The organism is Rouxiella silvae (assembly GCF_002093625.1).
In the GTDB taxonomy this organism is placed as follows: domain Bacteria; phylum Pseudomonadota; class Gammaproteobacteria; order Enterobacterales; family Enterobacteriaceae; genus Rouxiella; species Rouxiella silvae.
In genome coordinates this window covers 63,694-80,676 of record NZ_MRWD01000003.1, presented here as the reverse complement: position 1 = coordinate 80,676, position 16,983 = coordinate 63,694, and the positions used below count along the sequence as shown (strand labels likewise).

Sequence of the window (16,983 nt, the reverse complement as noted above, 5' to 3'; positions counted from 1 at the left end):
GGCCTCAGGGCGGGAAATAGCATCAAAACTCAGCGGTTTTAAACATTGCACTGAGTCCGAGACCCCCGGCGATGCCCAGCATTGCCATAGCAAACTGTGGATCTGCTGCATTTTCTTTGGCACTCTTCTGGCGTATCAGTTGGCTGAAAATTCGCGTCACCATAATACCCCCGGACGCGCCATAAGGATGTCCGAGCGCAATCGCGCCGCCCTGTAAGTTGATACGGATTTCATCAATATTCAGTGCATCAATCGATCCCAAAACCTGAGCAGCAAAAGCCTCGTTGAACTCAATAACGCTGATGTTTTCTATATTCAAAGCCGATTGACGGGTGAGCAGCTTTTGCGTTGCAGGCACTGGGCCTAGCCCCAAAAGGTTGGGATCAACGCCTGCACTACAGGCATCGACGAATCTTAGCCCGCGGGTATAACCCATTTCGATGGCCTTTTTACGGCTCATTATCAGCACTAACGATGCGCCGTCGTTTAGAGGACAGCAGTTTCCCGCCGTGACCGTTCCTCCTTCAATAAATACCGGCGACAGCTTTTCCAAAGCGCTGAGTGAAGCATTGTGGCGCGGGCACTCATCCATGCTCAGCGGTTTGCCCTCAACCTCAACCGGCACAATTTCGTCTGCAAAAAGGCCATTTTTAATCGCTTCGACCGCGCGCTGGTGGCTGCGCAGTGCAAAATTGTCCTGACGCTGGCGACTGATCGCACATTTCACCGCCACGTTTTCTGCCGCCAAGCCCATCTCTGGGTCGCCGATTTCATCGGGTGAGAATCGCGCTCGGGCATAAAAACGCGGCATCTGCTTGAGGCTGGTCGGCTTTTCTACCCGCCACGGCGCCGTGCTGACACTCTCAACGCCCCCGGCAATAAAACACTCACCTGCACCGGCCTGCACGAGACGACAGGCGTTAATAATCGCCTCAAGTCCTGAACCACACTGGCGGTCTACAGTGACTGCCGGAACTGACGGTGGCAATCCGGCGTGCAGGGCGGCCAGCCTTGCAATGTTGCCGCCGCCACCCGTGGCATTGCCGAGAATGACTTCATCTATTTGCGCCGCGTCGATTTTTGAGTGGCTGAGGATTTTTTGAAATAGCGGGGCAAGCAGCGCTTCCATCGGTAGAGTAGCAAACATACCGTAGGCCTTACCGACCGCTGTGCGGTAGGCTTCAACGATAACCGGCTCACAATCGGGCGCAGGCTGATAGTTGAGTGCGATGTCATTTAATTTCATGATTGATGTACATTTTCTCCAGAACGCTGCGTTTGATTTTTCCGCTTGGCGTCAGCGGCCAATGGTCCAGCTTGCAGAACTGGGCAGGGATTTTATATTTCGCCAACTGTGACCGGCAAAGCGCAGGCAGTTGATCGGTTTCAAGAATATTACTTTCGAAAAAGGCGATCGCCTTTTTGCCGAGATATTCATCATCTACTGCCAGCACGACGGCTTCAATGACCTCTGGCAAAGATTTGAGCACCGATTCAATTTCTGAAAGATAGATATTATTGCCCCCGCTTATCACCATGTCACCGCTGCGACCGATGACGTGCAGCTGGCCCTGCGGGTTAATATAGCCGATGTCGCGCACGGTAGAACCCCAGGATTCGGTTTTAAAGGCGTTACCGTCGTCGCCCCACAGATACCCTGAGCAGACTTGCGCACTGGTCAGATAAATAAATCCGGGTTTGTTTTGCGCCAAAGGACGGCCGTGCTCATCGCGAATTGACCAACTGACCTCAGGAAAAGGCAGGCCGACGGTCGGCAACTGGCGCTCGACATTTTCATCATCCAGAGTAGAAACAGCAATAAAGCCCAGTTCCGACGCGCCATAATATTCTTGAATACGCGCATGGGGAAAAAGCCGGCGTGCAGTACGGTAGTGGTTCATTTCCAGTTTGGCACCGGCGCTGAGCAGGTGAGTGATGCTGGAAAAATACTGCGCATCGAACGACTCGAGGCGTGCAAAAGCCGTCAGCATGGTCGGCACCAGCACCAGACGCTGCACCTGATATGTCAGGATAATCTCAAGCGCCTTCGACGCCTGCCATTTCTGCATACAATAAAATGAGGTACCTGCATCCAGTGACTCATTCAGGCAATAAAGGCCAATGCCGTGAAACAGCGGGCCGGGGAACAGCGTAGAAGATGCGGTGGGTAAATCAAAAATCTGCTGACCGTTTCTAAAGCTCTCCCGCCATGAATGACGAGAACGCATAAAGGCTTTAGGCGTGCTGGTGGTGCCCGACGTGAAGTTAATCAGAAAAGGCGTAGTGGCGTTTACGTCCTGCACAAAGGCGTCTTCATAAGTGTGAAGATGCTCGTCGGCGAGGTTTTCGACGTCCTCAATCGGGAGGCAGTCTATGTTCAGGCTTTTTGCTAGCGCAATAATTGCCGTTTGCGAATGCCTCAGTAGCAATAGACGCGGTGAAAGTCGGTTTAACACATCGCGCAGTTGCTCGGTAGGTAACTGGGGGTCGATAACCGCGCATACGTTTTTGTTGGCAGTGGCGGCAAGCCAGGCGGGTGCAAATTCCAGATCATTACCCAGCGCCACCGCGATAGTCTGTTCTTTGGCCGGGTTTTGCGCTATGGCGGCAAATATTGACAGCGCTCGCTGGAACAACTGCTGCCAGCTCAGGGTTTGCTCCTCGATATTAACCGCCGTGTGTGCTGCTTTATTTAAGGCGTAATATTTAACTTTATCGTGAACCGGCATGATGCGCATTTTCCCCGAGAGGTTTATTCTGCTGATCTTCTGCCTCAATAAAGGTAAATTTATTAATCAGCTGCGTTCGCGTCTCTTCGGGAATAGGACGCGGTGTATTGTCATCAATATTCACACACACCCAAATCAGTTTTCCTTCGGCACAAATTACCTGTGGGTCTTTGACTTCAAGTTTGATATTAAAAATCAAACTGCTGTTGCCGAGTTTTTCAATATAAACCACAGGTGTAATAATATCGTCAACCGACAGGGGATAGAGGAATGTAGCCTCACATTTTTTGACATGATAGGCGACGCCAGAGGTGGCGGGGCGGAAATATTGCATCATACCGTGGGCGCGTAATTGATTAACCACGGCATCTTCGAAGTAATCTAAATAGACTGAATTGTGTACGTGCCCGTTGAGATCAATATCTCGCATTGACACTCGAAACGAGTCGATCTGATTATCATTATTCATTGACGCGACCCATATTCACACCACCCATTCTCAATTATCCTTAAACCTATTACACTATTGCCCTAAAACGGCTTCTCTTAAGAAATTTTACATGAAAGATAAAGTGGTCACCAGAGCAATAGTCAGAGAGTTCGGTCATATCCGCGACGTTTTGCAGCTCGAAAATGTGGCACAGCACGCGCTCGCGCAGGGCGATGCTCGCGTCAAAATGGTCTATGCCACCATCAATCCTTCAGACATTATTACCATTTCTGGTGCCTACCGTTCGCGAATCACTGTGCCTTTTGTGCCAGGTTTCGAAGGTGTTGGGGTGATTGAACACTCACCGCAGGGGAGTCAACTGCCGGTCGGACAAAGGGTGTTGCCAATTGGCAGCATGGGTAACTGGCAAACTTATAAAGATACGCGCCCCGAGTGGTGCTTCACGTTGCCGGATTTCATTAGTGACAGGCAGGCGGTGAACAGCTATGTGAACCCAATGACCGCGCTGCTGATGCTCACCGAGGCGCTGGACAATAAACCCGGACAGCGGATTTTGATTAATGCTGCCAACTCGGCGATCGGTAAAATGCTTATTCGCCTGGCCAATAATATGGGATTAACCCCGATAGCCGTGGTGCGCAAACCTGAAAACGTTGATATTTTCGACGACTGTCGGCTCGAGTCGGTGCTTAATTCCAGCGATCCCGCTTTTCCGCAAGCGTTAGCTGCCGTTAAGCGCAGCGGCGGCGTGGAGGCTATTTTCGACTGTATTGGCGGTGACGAATCATTGGTATTTGCCGAAATGCTGAACTTTGGCGGACAATTTATTCACTATGGGCTGCTGTCGGGAAAACCGGTTCCTCCGCAGTTCTGGCGTTCACGACCCGATATTCGCTTTATGAACTTCCATTTGCGCCAGTGGGTGCACAGTCAGGAAAAATCGGCCGTACAGAATAAGATTGATCAGGTGATGGGGTTAATTCAGCGCGGCGTGGTACATACTGAAATCGCGACAGAATATAGTCTGGAGAATATTGCCGATGCCGTTGAAGCGGCATTGACGCATTCCAGCAAAGGCAAGATTTTGATTAGATTGTAAAGGGTATTAGCCTCGATGAGGAAATTAACGCTGCGTCATAGTCTACGCAGCATTTTTATTTTTAACGGCTTTCTAACGTCGGGTAGGCTTTTCTCACGGGCCTGATGATAAGCACCGCAAGAATAACTTTAATAATGTCGCCCGGTACAAAGCCCATTGCGCCGAGGGCTGCTTGAGAAAGTGATATTTTAGCAAATGCAGCAATCCACGGAATACCCGACGAGTATATAATCACAATGCCGCCGAGGGTGATAAATAACGCTTCCTTGATCACTGAGAGTGAGCGGATATTTTTTTCATACAGATAGCCAATTATCCAGGCGGCAATCGGCCAGGCGAGAATAAAACCACCGCTCGGGCCGAGAAAGATGCCTAAACCTCCGCGCCCACCGGCCAACAGCGGCAGGCCAATCATCACCAGTAGGTCAAAAAGCACCATCGCCAACGCGCCGCGCTTGGCACCGGCAATGGCACCGGCCAGCATCGGCCCCATCGACTGCGCAGTAATGGGGACGGCAATAATCGGCAGAGTAAAGGCAGGGAAAAGACCCATCGCAGCGGTAATGGCTGCAAATAGGGCTATATAAACAATATCTTTAGTCGACATTCTGTTTCTCGTTTTTTGAGGATTTTTTGGTTTTATAAGGAGACTGTGGGTCGTAGGCCCGCGCCTCGAGCGCCGCGGCAATACTATCCGCCATTTTGAGCGTGCGAACAATCACCGGAATAGCCACGGCAATCACGCTGTTATTTAAGCCTCGCGCCTTTTGTGCCTCACGCACATCATGCGTAATGGCCGCCAAAACCGGAATAAAACGCAGTGCCAGTGAGAGTGCAAGACTGATTTTTGCTGGATTAACGCCGATGAAATACAACCACGACAGCCGTTTTTCGAGTGCGTCTATCATGTCTGAACTGCGGGTGGTCAGCGTGATCAGTGAGGCGGTTAGCATCAATGCGCACAAGCGCACCACTACCAGCGTGCCGGACTGCCAGTTCACCATGAAAAGCTGAACCAAAAAAAGCAGCACCAAAATAGCAATAAGCGGCCTGATTTGCCTGAGCATGATCCAAAATGAAATACCGGCCAGCGGATAGAGCAGCACAATAATCGCCAGTGTAGCGCAGGCAAACAGCAAATTTGGAAATACGAACAGCAGCGTGCCGAGCAGCGCTAAGAGTAAAATTTTTAGCCCCGGCGGTATTCGGTGAATAAGCGAATTTCCAGGCAGGTATTCGCTGACTGTCATGACATCATCCTGATATAGGCCGGTAATGCGACGGCGGGGATATCATCAATGACTATTTTTCCCTGTTCGAATACCAGGATGCGTTCAAAGTCCTGCAAAAACTCTAGATCGTGAGAAACCACGACGGTTTTTTGTTCCATCTCATTAATCGCCTGCGCAATACGCTTTTTATTTCGCAGGTCCAGCAGCGTAGTCGGTTCATCAAAAACGATATAATCAGGCTGCATCACCAATACGCCGGAAATCGCCATCAACTGCTTTTGCCCGCCGCTTAGCAAGTGTGAAGGATGCTGCCTGAAAGACTCCATGTCGTAACGCGCCAGCGTGGCATCAATACGTTCGCGGATCACTTCTTTCGAAAGACCGAGGTTTTTCATGCCAAACGCCAGGTCCTCTTCAACGATAGGAAAAACAATCTGGTTATCAGGATTCTGGAACACAAAACCCACTTTGCGCCTGACGGCTTTGCCGTTGTCGCGGGTATTCAGGCCATCGACAATAACGTCACCCTGCTGCGGGATCAGTAACCCGTTGAGAAGACGTGCAAATGTGCTCTTGCCACAGCCGTTGCTCCCCACGACGCCAATGCGTTTTTCATTGAGGTGCAGGCTAATATTGTTCAATACCTGACGCTCGCCGAACGCGTGCGAGACTTGTTTTAGTTCCAACATGTAAAAGGGGTACTCATTATTGGGAGGGGCAAATGATGTTCATTATCGTCTTACGCGGCCGATCGTCAGCTGTTCGACCATAGCGGCCGCAGATAATGACATAACAAATTCTATAGCTCGACAAATGTCCTGGGTTTCAATCATTTGCTGCGGCTCAAGGCCTGAGTCCTTGGCCATGTCGGTATCGACCACATCGGGGCAAAACACGGTCACTTTAATACCCTGTGGGGCAAGTTCACGACTCAACGACAGGCTGTAACCCACCAGTGCGTGCTTGCTGGCAGCGTAGCCTGCAATGCCGCCAAACGCCTGAATGCCGCTCACCGAAGAGAGGTTAAAAATATGCGCCTTCGGAGAACGGGCCAGCGCCGGAATGCACAGTTGGCAAAGATGGTGAACGGCCGTGACGTTGGTGTCGAGCATGGCGCAAAAGTCACTTAAAGTAGCCTGGCTGGATCCCGGTCTAAAAATTCCTGCGGCATTAACCAGAACGTCGAGTCGAGAGACATTACTCAGCGCGGCGGCAATCTTTTCTGCCACCGCCGGCACATCGCCAATATCGGTGGCAATGGTTTGCACCTGCTGTTGAGCCTGAAGGGGCAGCGATCGAGCAGCGGCCTCAAGGCCAAGGGGGTCACGGGCCAACAGTATCAGGCTGTAGCCCCGTTGGGCAAAATGCTCGGCAACCTGTCGCCCAATGCCGCGACTGGCCCCCGTAATCAGCGCTACTTGTTGAGTCACGAAAAGCCTTTTCTGTTTTAACTGATTGATGAATATATAACTATTTGAAAAGTAGGGTATTGCTGGCCGTTAGCCGCAGTACATTATTCCGTTTTTATCACAGAAATACAATTTAGGCCCGCACGTCGTGTTCAAACAGTTGGTTTATTGACTGCGTTTGAATCATTTCATACAGCGAAAACTCATCGATAACGGCAGCGCCTAGTGCGGACTCGAACGCCGCTTTATTAGGATTTCCGGCGCTGACGTGGCCTTTTTCTGTGCCGAGATTGGACTGGAAAATGCCCGCGGCGCTGACCGGTAAAAAGTCTTCATAAATAATCGGTGTAACCACAACGATACCCTGTTCGATCAGTGCGTCAAGATGCTCACTGGCGCGTTGGTCTTGTGGAATGACTGCATCAGCACTTAAGGAATAGCGGAAATAGCCTAACCCTTGGCGACGCAGCGGCTCAATCTCGTCAGGAAAGGCGGCAAAAATCGCGTCGAAATGTCGCTGATGACTGTCGTTATCTTTCGCGGTGTTAGATGAGGAGGCCTCAAGCAGCAGCTTGTCATACAGTGCGCGGCCCTTGGGCGTCAGTGCCAGCCCACGCTGTTCAATTTCGCCAAACCGAGCAGTATGTTTGCCCTGCGCCGAGTCGATAAAAGTGATTTTTTCGCTGAGCGCCTTGAAGCTGGTTTGACGCAGCAGGATTGGCACGCGGCGGCGGGGCGGTCCTTCAATCACCTCTTTTGGCGTGATGCCGTAGTCGGGCATTTTATGCTGCACCGTATCGATATCCAGCGTTCGTGGCGTGAGGTGATTAATGTGCGGCCCCTTGAAACAGACCACGTCGGCAATCAGGCGATGATGCTCGAGCAGCGCAGTATACGTTTCGAGGTCTACCAACGCCTCATTGTGCCAGCGGAATGTTTTCAGTGCTTCGATGACGAACTCGTTGGCCTCAGCGTCCTCGAGTCCAGCCTGCTTCTTGCTGAGCGCAATCAGTTCGCGTACGCGTGGGGAAAATATTTCTCGCGTGGCCAATATCTGGCGCGCTTTTTCTCTAAGCTCAATATTATCAATAAGTTCGAGACGCAGCAGCGAGGTGAATACCCGAAAAGGATTTATCTGCAGCGCCGCGTCGCTTACCGGGCGAAACGCCGTGGAGTGCACCGGCACGCCGGCTGCTGATAAATCGTAATAACCCACCGCCGACATGCCCATCACTGCGAACAAGTCCTTCATGGTGGTCAGTTCTCGAGCACTGCCCAGGCGAATTGCACCGTGCCTTTCCACGTCGAGCCGGTTTAGCGCCGAGGATTGCTCTTCGGTGGCAAAAGTAGCGGGGTTTTGACTCAAATAATGCGCGTTGGTTTCTTTAACAATTTCCAGCAACGTGCCGTACTGAGGCACTTCCTGCTGATACATGCGTGACATGGCTTTGGAAAAACGGTCACGGATTTGGTCTTGAGCAATCGTTTTTTTTTCCATCTCTGTCGCCTTATCCTTTTTTCAGTATTGACTGTCGCTTAATCAAAGATACACTGAAATCATTCATCAACCAGATACTAATAAGGAGGAACCCCCATGATTTTATGTGATTTGATTAAACACTCACATTTCTTTGGTGATCGCCTGTGCTCAAGCGTTTCCGGCCTCGTGCTGCGATAACCCTGCTTGAGCGAAGACATCAAGAGTTAACCTCGCACTTCCCTTCAGCATTCCGGGTTGTCGTCAGCTTTTTTGACGACGGGCATTTTATTGCCTGTAATTCTGGAATACACAATGAGCACATTACTATCAGCCCAATCTGTCTCCTATGAGACGCCGTTCGGTCCGCTGCTGACTGAGGTTTCTTTCACTCTTAAAAAGGGCGATCGCGTTGGCTTAATCGGCCACAATGGCAGTGGAAAAAGTACCTTTCTCAATCTTCTTAACGGCAATTTATCCCCCACTTCCGGCAGCGTAACGCGCGCAGGTCACTGCCTGCTGGCGACCATTGAACAGCACCTGCCTGAAGCTTTAAAATCCAGTCCGCTGCTTGAGGCCATTATTGAGCGCTTGCCTGAAAGTCAGCGTCTCAGTGAAAGCTGGCGTGCCGAAAGACTGCTCGCTACGCTGGAGTTCGCGCCCTCAAGCTGGTCACAGGCGGTATCAACGCTGAGTGGCGGACAGCATACGCGTTTGATGCTGGCGCGCGCGCTGATCCTCGAACCTGATCTGCTGCTGCTCGATGAACCCGGTAATCATCTGGATTTGCCCACTCTGCTGTGGCTCGGCGATTTTTTGCAGCAGTGGAACGGCAGCTTTATTTTGGTCTCCCACGATGCTGTTTTGCTCGACAGTCTGACTAATAGCACCTGGATCCTGCGTGATAAAACGCTGCACTACTTTGGATTGAGTTGCAGCGAGGCGAGAGCTGCCTTGGCGCATCGTGATAAAACTGATGCCGAACGGCATAATGCCGAACAGCGCGAAATAGACAGAGTGGAGAAGAGCGCAAACCGTCTGGCGATCTGGGGCAAGGTGTATGACAACGAAGGCCTTGCGCGCAAAGCTAAACAGATGGAGAAGCAGGTCGACCGAATGAAGGATGACCAAACGCAGTTGGCCACCGCCAATGCGTGGCGGCTACAGTTGTTAGGTGAGCGCCTTGACGCCGACCGCGTGCTGGCGCTCACCGAGCTGGACGTTAGCCCTGCTAAAGAGGCAGCACCACTGTTTTCACTGCAAAATTTGCAGATTAAAAGCGGCGACCGTATTGCGATTATGGGCCGCAACGGCTGTGGGAAATCCTCAATGTTGCGTCTGCTGTGGCGTTCAATTGGTGACGGTGAACAGGGCGTAAACTGGCATCCTCGCGCCCAGGTGGGCTATTACGACCAGAGCCTGCATCAGTTGCGCGACGACGACAGCCTAAGTGAGGCGTTAAGCGCCTTTGCGCCGTTAACCGAAGAACAGCGGAAGAGGGCACTGATTGGTGCCGGTTTCCCTTATGTGCGTCATCAGCAGCGGGTGGGCGTTTTGAGCGGTGGTGAACGCTCGCGCCTGCTTTTTGTTGGGCTGACGCTGGCAAAATACTCGCTGCTGTTGCTCGATGAACCCACCAACCACCTCGACATGGAGGGCAAGGAGGAACTGGCCGAAACGCTGCGCGCGTTCACCGGCGCGGTGCTGCTGGTAAGTCACGACAGGGCGCTGATTGAAAACAGCTGTAATCGTTTTTGGTTAGTGCATGAGAACAGGCTTGAAGAGTGGCATCAGCTTGAGCCGGTTTATGGACTGCTCAGTGGAAAAACCACCGTGCAGGGCGTGACGTCTTGCGAACCTGGCTATCAAGCGTCACACCTGATTAAGGCGGATGCGCCGATGTCTAATGAAGATTTGCTGTTGGCACGACTCTGCGAGCTTGAACAGCGACTGGAGAGTGAGCTGATGCGCAAGGCGAAACATCAGAAGCCCGCTTTGCAGCAGCAAATTCGCCTCGATATTGAACGCGTTATGCAGCAACTGGGTATCGAATAGCTTTAAACAGCAGAGAAAAAGCCCTCTACTCACCACGAATAGAGGGCTTTCACACCGTCAATCGTCACTTAATGATGCAAAACAGGCTTGATATGATAGTGAAAATGATTATCATTTTCACTATCATTTAATCGCCAATGGCCTCTACTATGTTGAGAAGCAGTCAAATTAATGCCATCCCCGCTTTTCAGTCAGAGAGTGAATCTTTGGCACCGCTGCTCATGCTACAAATTTTACACCGGTTGGCGTTTATTCAGCCTCAATGCTGGTTTATTGAATCCAGCATGCGGATGCAGGGCATTGATCTGCGATTTTTACGACTTTTTACCCGTTGGCGCCATATTCTCTATGAAGAGGGGATGCTCAATCTACTACAGAATAATGAGTGGCATTTTAAGCCTTATTTTTGATAATTCCGATGACTGAATAAGCTCTCTAATGATGAGCCTTAATAATGTGTCTATTTTCATTTTAATAACAAATAAGCATAAATTGTAACAAACGCATTGTAAGCTTGAGTCAAGATTCGTAAGGAAAGGGCGGCTTCAGGTTACCCCTTCACTGTATATTCTCAGGGCGTTTTATTGCAGCCCCGGCAGGAGTATTCACGAAGCAAGCTACGAAAGTTGCCTGACAGAGTTATATTTTCTATTAGGGATCTATCATGAAGAGTACAGAATGTGCCTTTGGAAGGGTGGGGCGATGGTTACTCGCACTCTTATTGGGCTTTTTCGGCATAGCCATGATTATAGGAGGCGCGTGGCTTATCGCGCTTGGCGGTAACTGGTACTACGCGATTGCAGGTATTCTTAGCGTTATCAGTGCAGTATATCTTGCTCGCAGATCATCGAAAGCCACCGGGTGGTTTGGTGTGCTGTTCATCTTTACCCTTATCTGGACTATCGTCGAGTCCGGCACCGATTACTGGGGATGGGTGCCGCGTTTCGCCCTGATGCTGATTTTCGCCATCGCCTTCTCGTTTTTACTGCCTACCTTACACCGTGGACTCGCGCGACGCGTATCTCGTACGGTATCAGGCATTCTGGTGCTGGCTTTCATCGTGGCAGGTGGACTGGCTTTCGTGCCGTACCATGTTACACAAGCGAAGGACGTGCCTACCGGAACGGATAATACATTCCAGGCTGACACAGGGAGCGGCGTGAATCACGTTATTCCGTCTACTGACTGGACATCTTATGGTGGTAATCAGGCCACAGACCGTTACTCTTCAGCCACGCAGATAACGCCCGATAATGTGAAGAACCTTCAGGTTGCCTGGCAGTCCGAAGCGGGCGATGTGCCTAAAGATACGCGCTGGGGCGTGCAGAACACGCCTTTGAAAATTGGCAACACTTTGTATGTCTGCGGCTATCTTAATAAAGTGGTGGCTCTGGATGCATCAACAGGCAAGAAGCAGTGGGAGTTTGATCCGGGCATTACGCCCGAGTCGGTGCCTTATACTCCATCATGCCGCTCTATGGCTTACTATCAGGACCCTGGCGTTTCCTCTACCTCAGCAGTCAGTTCGGGCGCTGCGGCCTGTGAACGCCGTGTCATTGTCGGCACGCTCGATGCCCGCGTGATTGAGCTGGATGCACAGACAGGCAAACGTTGTCAGGACTTCGGCAAGAACGGCGAGGTCAGCATTACCGACGATATGGGCAAGATTTACCACGGCTATGTCTCGATAACCTCACCGCCTGCGGTGATTCGCGACACGTTGGTGGTTGGCCACACCACGGTTGACGGGCAGCGTGCTTTTGGTCCGGCAGGTGTGACCAAAGCTTACGACGTCAAGACGGGGCGATTGAAGTGGGTATGGGATGCCGCCGATCCACAAAACACCGCACCGCGTACTGGCGACGATCAGTACAAGCGCGGTTCACCGGACGTATGGGCTCCATTCACCGGTGACGACAAGCTGGGCCTGGTGTATTTGCCTGTTGCCAACGCATCAGGAGATTACTACTCGAGTACCCGCACGGCAAACGAGAACAAATATTCTCCTTCACTGACAGCGTTGGATATTGACACCGGCAAGCCGCGTTGGTCGTTCCAGAATACGCATAATGACGTTTGGGATTACGATCCGGGTGCTTCACCTACGCTGGTGGATTATCCTCAGGCAGATGGCTCTAAAGTGCCGGCGATTATCTTCCCGACGAAGAACGGTGAAACCTACGTGCTCAATCGCGCGACCGGTAAATCATTGTTCGGTGTTGAAGAACGCGCCGTACCGCAGGGGGGTCTTGAGCCGCAGGCACGCAGCAAGACTCAACCTTTCTCACTGTTTAATTCGCTGGCTAAGCCTGATCTCAAACCTGAGAATATGTGGGGTCTAACGCCAATAGATCAATTGGTGTGCCGTATCCAGTTTGCTCAGGCGGATTACCGCGGTAGGTTTACGCCACCGAGTCTGGATAAACCGATCATCGATTACCCGGGTTACAACGGGGGCGTTGACTGGGGTGGTGTGGCGTTCGATCCGGCCCGAGGCCTGATCATTGCTAACTACAATGACATGCCCAACTATACCAAACTGGTCAGCCGTAAAGATGCGGATGCTATGGGCTGGAAGGCGCGTGATGTTCTTAATGACCCCGTCGCCGAAGCGCGTGCCGAAGGTGCAGGGGATCCACAAGAAGGCGTCCCTGTTGCGGTAAATGTTAATGCTGGCTGGCAGCTCCCGTTCACGGGCATGCTTTGCAAAGAGCCACCGTACGGCGGGATCCGCGCAATTGATATTCGCGATGGTCGAACTGTCTGGGATCGCCCGCTGGGCACCGCGCGCGAGAATGGTCCGTTTGGCTTGCCGACCGGGTTGCCTATCAACATTGGTACCCCGAACAACGGTGGCTCAGTGGTGACCCAGTCAGGTCTGATCTTTATTGCTGCCGCCACGGACAACCTTTTCCGCGCCATCGATATCACCACCGGCAAAACGGTATGGTCAATAGCGTTACCGGCTGGTGCGCAGGCTACACCGATGGTTTACGAGCAGGGCGGGCGCGAGTATGTAGTGATTACCGCGACAGGTCACCATTTCATGCATACCCCACGCGGTAACTTCGTGATTGCCTACGCGTTACCTCAATAAACGTCGTCGTTAATTATCCCCTTATGAGCTTGACTCATAGGGGGATTTATCTCTTTTCACCCTTTCAAGAAATAATTGAGTCTATACACAAGAGCTAGGCTTTTTGGTACGTCATTATTTTGTCATTTTCTCGACAGACTTTTGTTGGTTCTCGCTGGGTATATTGTGAGTCACACCTTCACTTGAGTATCCATTATGAAATTACGCAATCTGTCTTTAATCGCTTCCCTTGTGCTTGCTGGAATGAGCGCCTCTGTTGTTCATGCTGATTCAGCAACCAGCACAAAAACAACGTCTCCACAGGAAGTCACCAATATCGTACTGGTTCACGGTTTATTTGCTGACGCATCCAGTTGGTCTAAGGTTATCCCGTTGCTTCAGGCAAAAGGTCTCCATGTGACGGCAGTACAAAATCCAACGACTTCACTTGATGATGATGTCGCGGCGGTTAAACGTGCGCTTGCCTTGCAAAATGGCCCGGTTATTCTGGTGGCACACTCCTATGGCGGAATGGTGATCACCCAAGCCGGTAATGAGCCTGAAGTGAAAGGTCTGGTCTATATTGCGGCCCGCGCACCGGCCGCAGGAGAAGATTACCCGGCCCTGACAAAAAAATATCCAGCGGCTCCGGCTTCAGCAGGCTTAACATGGAATGATGGTTATGGGGCTTTGAGCGAATCGGCGTTTATTCATGATTTTGCGGGGGACTTGCCTGTCAGTGAGGCCAAAGCCTACTACGCCGTACAACAGCCGATGGGTAAGGCTATCACCATGGCCAAAACGACAGTGGCCGCATGGCAATTCAAGCCAACATATTATGCGGTTTCTACTGAGGATCGCACCATTAACCCCGATCTTGAACGCTTTATGGCTAAACGTATGCACGCTCAAACGATAGAGTTAAAATCCAGTCACGTATCATTAATATCTCAGCCTGTGGCCGTGGCAAATCTCATCATGAAAGCCGCCCACGTGCCTGGCTATTAAAAGTTCACGACGATAAAAAATACAGAAAAAGGGCGCATGATGCGCCCTTTTTCTGTATTCACAGATCCGAAACTGATATTACTGCACTACCCCTATATACCCTCAAGACTTTTTTAAAACGCTTGCGTGAGCATTCGTGCTTTCAATGGGATGAAACGTTTTAGAAGAAATATCTATCTGAAGTGCAGACATTTCTAATTTAATTACATTTGGTTACACTATTTTATTTAATCAGTATAATTGCAATCACTGCTGATACCAGTAGTAAATAATAACGTTAAAGGATGAACGAATGAAACGTATAACCCAAGTTGCATTGTGTGTCTCACTAGGACTGGCTTTTTCCACTGCTTTTGCGTCAACTGAATATCTCAGCAATGTATATATTGATGGCCCGACTACGATTAGCAGCGACTCAACACACGCGCGCTTTGAACTTAAAAATTCCGATGTGAATCAAAATGACATCAGTTGGTTTATTAATTATACAAAGTTAGGTGAATACTCAGCTAAACAAGTTAAGGCTGTATTATTTAAATCTTCTGGCAAAACGGCAACTACGGGTATTCCTTCGTTCCTGCCACGTAAGTCTCGCTTGCAAGCTGTTGTGGACAATAATGGTAAGTATGATGTCATCACCCATACATTTTGCCAGGATGGTTCGTTTTTTAAATGTGATGGCGTGAAAGTTACTGATTATGTAAACGCCGGGGCTAAAGCAGAGATCTCATTTGATATTCTCCACGGCAAGGAGGAACAAAATAAAAAATTCACCTATAAATGGGAAATGGACAACGCGACTACGCAGTTGTTGAAAAATACCAAGGTTGAAATTAACCATGACAAGCTTTCATTTATGGCGCCAAGTATCAGTAAAAGCCAAAAGGCAAAGTTTACAACGATTATCACAGTACCTACTGATGAACGCCGGTTAGACGTTGAAATATGCATTGTGGGCGCGGATAAAGGCGACTGCGGTGGGGTGGATAATCGTTCGCCGGCTGTAACTGATATCATGGCTTATGACTATTTATTGAGTGCTGATAAAGTAGGGCAAATTGAGAAGGGTGATGTAGTGAGTTACAAAGGGACTATTTACACATGCGTTAATGAAGCACGATGTAATGCAATGGATCTGCAAGAACCTGTCATGGCTGACCATGGCTGGATTCGTAGTTATTTTTAAAGATATAGACCTTAGGAACGAGAGATTTTAAAGGGTATATCTCGGGGCTTGAGACTGCGGTTTTTGTGTGGTTAACAGACGTTGTGGATCACTTAAGTATCGACCCTAAAATTAGATCATCAATCCTTTGCGATCAGCGTAACAATTGAAAAAGCAAAAAGCCCGCGCAAGTTTCCTTGTGCGGGCTTTTCTAAATTTGGCTCCTCTGACTGGACTCGAACCAGTGACATACGGATTAACAGTCCGCCGTTCTACCGACTGAACTACAGAGGAATCGTGTGAACGGGGCGCATCATATCCAGAGGGCGTGGGTGTGTCAACGCCAAATTACGATACGGCGTTCGACTGCTCAGCAACTGAGCAAAGTGAGCCAGAAATCAGCGTTCACCGGCATATTTTGGCTTACGTGGTGGAATGCTAACAGTCGCAGACTCGGCCACGTGCCTGGCGTATCAGGGGATCTTGCTTATAAAAACGGGTGAAATGGCCATAAACCAGCGGAAAGCGTTCTGAAAGCAGAGCGGGTGCGCTGAAAAAGTATTCAGAAAGCACCGCAAAACATTCGGCGGGGTCTGTTGCGGCGTAGGCGTCCATGCTGGCGGCCTCTTCGCCAACCATGTCAATTTCGTCCTGCAGGTTTTCCATGGCGGCGTGCAGGTCATGCTCCCAAGCAACCACCTCGCGCAGCGGAATGGGTGGAATACCGGTCGCTTCACCCCCGTTGCGGATATCAAGCTTGTGGGCAGCCTCGTGCACCACCAGATTAAACCCTGAGGTGTCGAAAGAGTCTTGCACGTCTAGCCAGTTCAGGACGATTGGACCTTGATCCCAGCTTTGACCGGATTGAACTTGCGTGCCGGAATGCACAATGCCATTCTCGTCTTGCCAAGGAGTACTCACAATGAAGGGTGAGGGATAAAGCAGAATTTCATGAAAGCCGTCGAGCCACTCGGCACCCAGTTCCATCACCGGTAGGGCGAAAAGCAGCGCAATTCTTGCCTGCATGGCTTCCTCAAGTTCAACCCCTTGCAGGAGCTGCAACTTTTTTTGCTGCAAAAGTTGGCCGGCGACGTGGATGAGTCGCTGTCGTTCATGGCTGTTTAAATCTGAAAAAAGGGGGATGTCCAGCGCCAGCTGCCAAACTTCGCTTTTGTCAATTTTCAGTTCATTACTTTTCCACGGCCACTTGATCATGATTTTGCTCGCAAAGTGTGAACATTCAAAAGGTTATAAGAAAATAGGGCTCAAATCCCGAAGAATA

The 16,983-nt window shown here is 50.4% G+C and carries 15 protein-coding genes and 1 tRNA gene; 6 read left to right on the top strand and 10 right to left on the bottom strand.

Features of this window, described 5'->3' with window-relative positions; all coding sequences use genetic code 11:
- Nucleotides 1-22 precede the first annotated feature (22 nt).
- From BS639_RS02195 to BS639_RS02185, 3 genes are read right to left on the bottom strand one after another with little or no spacing between them, the layout of a single operon-like run.
- On the bottom strand, nucleotides 23-1,246 hold the full coding sequence (locus tag BS639_RS02195) for a thiolase family protein (protein ID WP_084982141.1): 1,224 nt from the start codon (nucleotides 1,244-1,246) through the stop codon (nucleotides 23-25).
- On the bottom strand, nucleotides 1,233-2,729 hold the full coding sequence (locus BS639_RS02190; RefSeq protein ID WP_084982140.1) for a class I adenylate-forming enzyme family protein: 1,497 nt from the start codon (nucleotides 2,727-2,729) through the stop codon (nucleotides 1,233-1,235). Before BS639_RS02190 ends, BS639_RS02195 begins: the two co-directional genes overlap by 14 nt.
- The gene (locus BS639_RS02185) at nucleotides 2,713-3,198 is read right to left on the bottom strand and encodes an acyl-CoA thioesterase (RefSeq protein WP_055783742.1); all 486 of its coding nucleotides are present in this window, start codon (nucleotides 3,196-3,198) and stop codon (nucleotides 2,713-2,715) included. The genes BS639_RS02190 and BS639_RS02185 overlap by 17 nt, the downstream gene beginning before the upstream one ends.
- A gap of 91 nt (nucleotides 3,199-3,289) precedes the next feature.
- Between BS639_RS02185 and BS639_RS02180 the strand changes: the two genes are divergently transcribed.
- On the top strand, nucleotides 3,290-4,279 hold the full coding sequence (locus BS639_RS02180) for a zinc-dependent alcohol dehydrogenase family protein (RefSeq protein ID WP_084982139.1): 990 nt from the start codon (nucleotides 3,290-3,292) through the stop codon (nucleotides 4,277-4,279).
- A 61-nt stretch (nucleotides 4,280-4,340) separates the two neighbouring features.
- Here BS639_RS02180 and BS639_RS02175 read toward each other — a convergent pair whose 3' ends face one another.
- The 5 genes from BS639_RS02175 to hglS form a co-directional block, all read right to left on the bottom strand.
- The gene (locus BS639_RS02175) at nucleotides 4,341-4,886 is read right to left on the bottom strand and encodes a biotin transporter BioY (protein ID WP_084982138.1); all 546 of its coding nucleotides are present in this window, start codon (nucleotides 4,884-4,886) and stop codon (nucleotides 4,341-4,343) included.
- Nucleotides 4,876-5,529 carry an energy-coupling factor transporter transmembrane component T family protein gene (locus tag BS639_RS02170; RefSeq protein WP_055783745.1) on the bottom strand — a complete coding sequence of 218 codons (654 nt, stop codon included), beginning with the start codon at nucleotides 5,527-5,529 and terminating at the stop codon, nucleotides 4,876-4,878. Before BS639_RS02170 ends, BS639_RS02175 begins: the two co-directional genes overlap by 11 nt.
- A complete protein-coding gene (locus tag BS639_RS02165; protein WP_055783746.1) occupies nucleotides 5,526-6,200 on the bottom strand; it encodes an energy-coupling factor ABC transporter ATP-binding protein in 675 nt (224 codons plus the stop codon). Before BS639_RS02165 ends, BS639_RS02170 begins: the two co-directional genes overlap by 4 nt.
- Before the next feature lie 42 nt (nucleotides 6,201-6,242).
- The gene (locus tag BS639_RS02160) at nucleotides 6,243-6,941 is read right to left on the bottom strand and encodes an SDR family NAD(P)-dependent oxidoreductase (protein WP_084982137.1); all 699 of its coding nucleotides are present in this window, start codon (nucleotides 6,939-6,941) and stop codon (nucleotides 6,243-6,245) included.
- A 112-nt stretch (nucleotides 6,942-7,053) separates the two neighbouring features.
- On the bottom strand, nucleotides 7,054-8,418 hold the full coding sequence (gene hglS / locus BS639_RS02155; RefSeq protein WP_055783748.1) for a 2-oxoadipate dioxygenase/decarboxylase HglS: 1,365 nt from the start codon (nucleotides 8,416-8,418) through the stop codon (nucleotides 7,054-7,056).
- Between the two features lie 294 nt (nucleotides 8,419-8,712).
- On the opposite strand from hglS, the gene BS639_RS02150 reads away from it, so the two are divergent.
- The 5 genes from BS639_RS02150 (at nucleotide 8,713) to BS639_RS02130 (ending at nucleotide 15,722) form a co-directional block, all read left to right on the top strand.
- The gene (locus BS639_RS02150) at nucleotides 8,713-10,452 is read left to right on the top strand and encodes an ABC-F family ATP-binding cassette domain-containing protein (protein WP_084982136.1); all 1,740 of its coding nucleotides are present in this window, start codon (nucleotides 8,713-8,715) and stop codon (nucleotides 10,450-10,452) included.
- A gap of 149 nt (nucleotides 10,453-10,601) precedes the next feature.
- Nucleotides 10,602-10,862 (top strand): hypothetical protein, encoded by a 261-nt coding sequence (locus BS639_RS02145; protein ID WP_055783750.1) that lies wholly within the window; start codon nucleotides 10,602-10,604, stop codon nucleotides 10,860-10,862.
- Between the two features lie 254 nt (nucleotides 10,863-11,116).
- Nucleotides 11,117-13,549, top strand: coding sequence for a membrane-bound PQQ-dependent dehydrogenase, glucose/quinate/shikimate family (locus BS639_RS02140; protein WP_084982135.1), 2,433 nt, complete (start codon nucleotides 11,117-11,119; stop codon nucleotides 13,547-13,549).
- A 195-nt stretch (nucleotides 13,550-13,744) separates the two neighbouring features.
- Complete coding sequence (locus BS639_RS02135; protein ID WP_055783752.1) at nucleotides 13,745-14,536, top strand: alpha/beta fold hydrolase; 792 nt, start codon at nucleotides 13,745-13,747, stop codon at nucleotides 14,534-14,536.
- Nucleotides 14,537-14,828: 292 nt separating this feature from the next.
- Entirely contained in the window at nucleotides 14,829-15,722 is an 894-nt protein-coding gene (locus BS639_RS02130; protein WP_084982134.1) for a hypothetical protein, read from the top strand.
- 197 nt (nucleotides 15,723-15,919) lie between these two features.
- On the opposite strand, the gene BS639_RS02125 is transcribed toward BS639_RS02130, so the two are convergent.
- Together BS639_RS02125 and mtfA are read right to left on the bottom strand one after the other, a co-directional pair.
- Nucleotides 15,920-15,995, bottom strand: a tRNA-Asn gene (locus tag BS639_RS02125).
- A 144-nt stretch (nucleotides 15,996-16,139) separates the two neighbouring features.
- Nucleotides 16,140-16,916, bottom strand: coding sequence for a DgsA anti-repressor MtfA (mtfA, locus tag BS639_RS02120; protein ID WP_084982133.1), 777 nt, complete (start codon nucleotides 16,914-16,916; stop codon nucleotides 16,140-16,142).
- Between the last annotated feature and the right edge of the window lie 67 nt (nucleotides 16,917-16,983).

Bases quoted from the DNA above. Each gene is read 5' to 3' on its own strand.
- BS639_RS02165 (WP_055783746.1), bottom strand. From the start codon at position 6,200: ATGTTGGAACTAAAACAAGTCTCGCACGCGTTCGGCGAGCGTCAGGTA.
- BS639_RS02180 (WP_084982139.1), top strand. From the start codon at position 3,290: ATGAAAGATAAAGTGGTCACCAGAGCAATAGTCAGAGAGTTCGGTCAT.
- BS639_RS02185 (WP_055783742.1), bottom strand. From the start codon at position 3,198: ATGAATAATGATAATCAGATCGACTCGTTTCGAGTGTCAATGCGAGAT.
- BS639_RS02175 (WP_084982138.1), bottom strand. From the start codon at position 4,886: ATGTCGACTAAAGATATTGTTTATATAGCCCTATTTGCAGCCATTACC.
- BS639_RS02140 (WP_084982135.1), top strand. From the start codon at position 11,117: ATGAAGAGTACAGAATGTGCCTTTGGAAGGGTGGGGCGATGGTTACTC.
- BS639_RS02145 (WP_055783750.1), top strand. From the start codon at position 10,602: ATGTTGAGAAGCAGTCAAATTAATGCCATCCCCGCTTTTCAGTCAGAG.
- BS639_RS02195 (WP_084982141.1), bottom strand. From the start codon at position 1,246: ATGAAATTAAATGACATCGCACTCAACTATCAGCCTGCGCCCGATTGT.
- hglS (WP_055783748.1), bottom strand. From the start codon at position 8,418: ATGGAAAAAAAAACGATTGCTCAAGACCAAATCCGTGACCGTTTTTCC.
- mtfA (WP_084982133.1), bottom strand. From the start codon at position 16,916: ATGATCAAGTGGCCGTGGAAAAGTAATGAACTGAAAATTGACAAAAGC.
- BS639_RS02135 (WP_055783752.1), top strand. From the start codon at position 13,745: ATGAAATTACGCAATCTGTCTTTAATCGCTTCCCTTGTGCTTGCTGGA.
- BS639_RS02130 (WP_084982134.1), top strand. From the start codon at position 14,829: ATGAAACGTATAACCCAAGTTGCATTGTGTGTCTCACTAGGACTGGCT.
- BS639_RS02190 (WP_084982140.1), bottom strand. From the start codon at position 2,729: ATGCCGGTTCACGATAAAGTTAAATATTACGCCTTAAATAAAGCAGCA.
- BS639_RS02170 (WP_055783745.1), bottom strand. From the start codon at position 5,529: ATGACAGTCAGCGAATACCTGCCTGGAAATTCGCTTATTCACCGAATA.
- BS639_RS02150 (WP_084982136.1), top strand. From the start codon at position 8,713: ATGAGCACATTACTATCAGCCCAATCTGTCTCCTATGAGACGCCGTTC.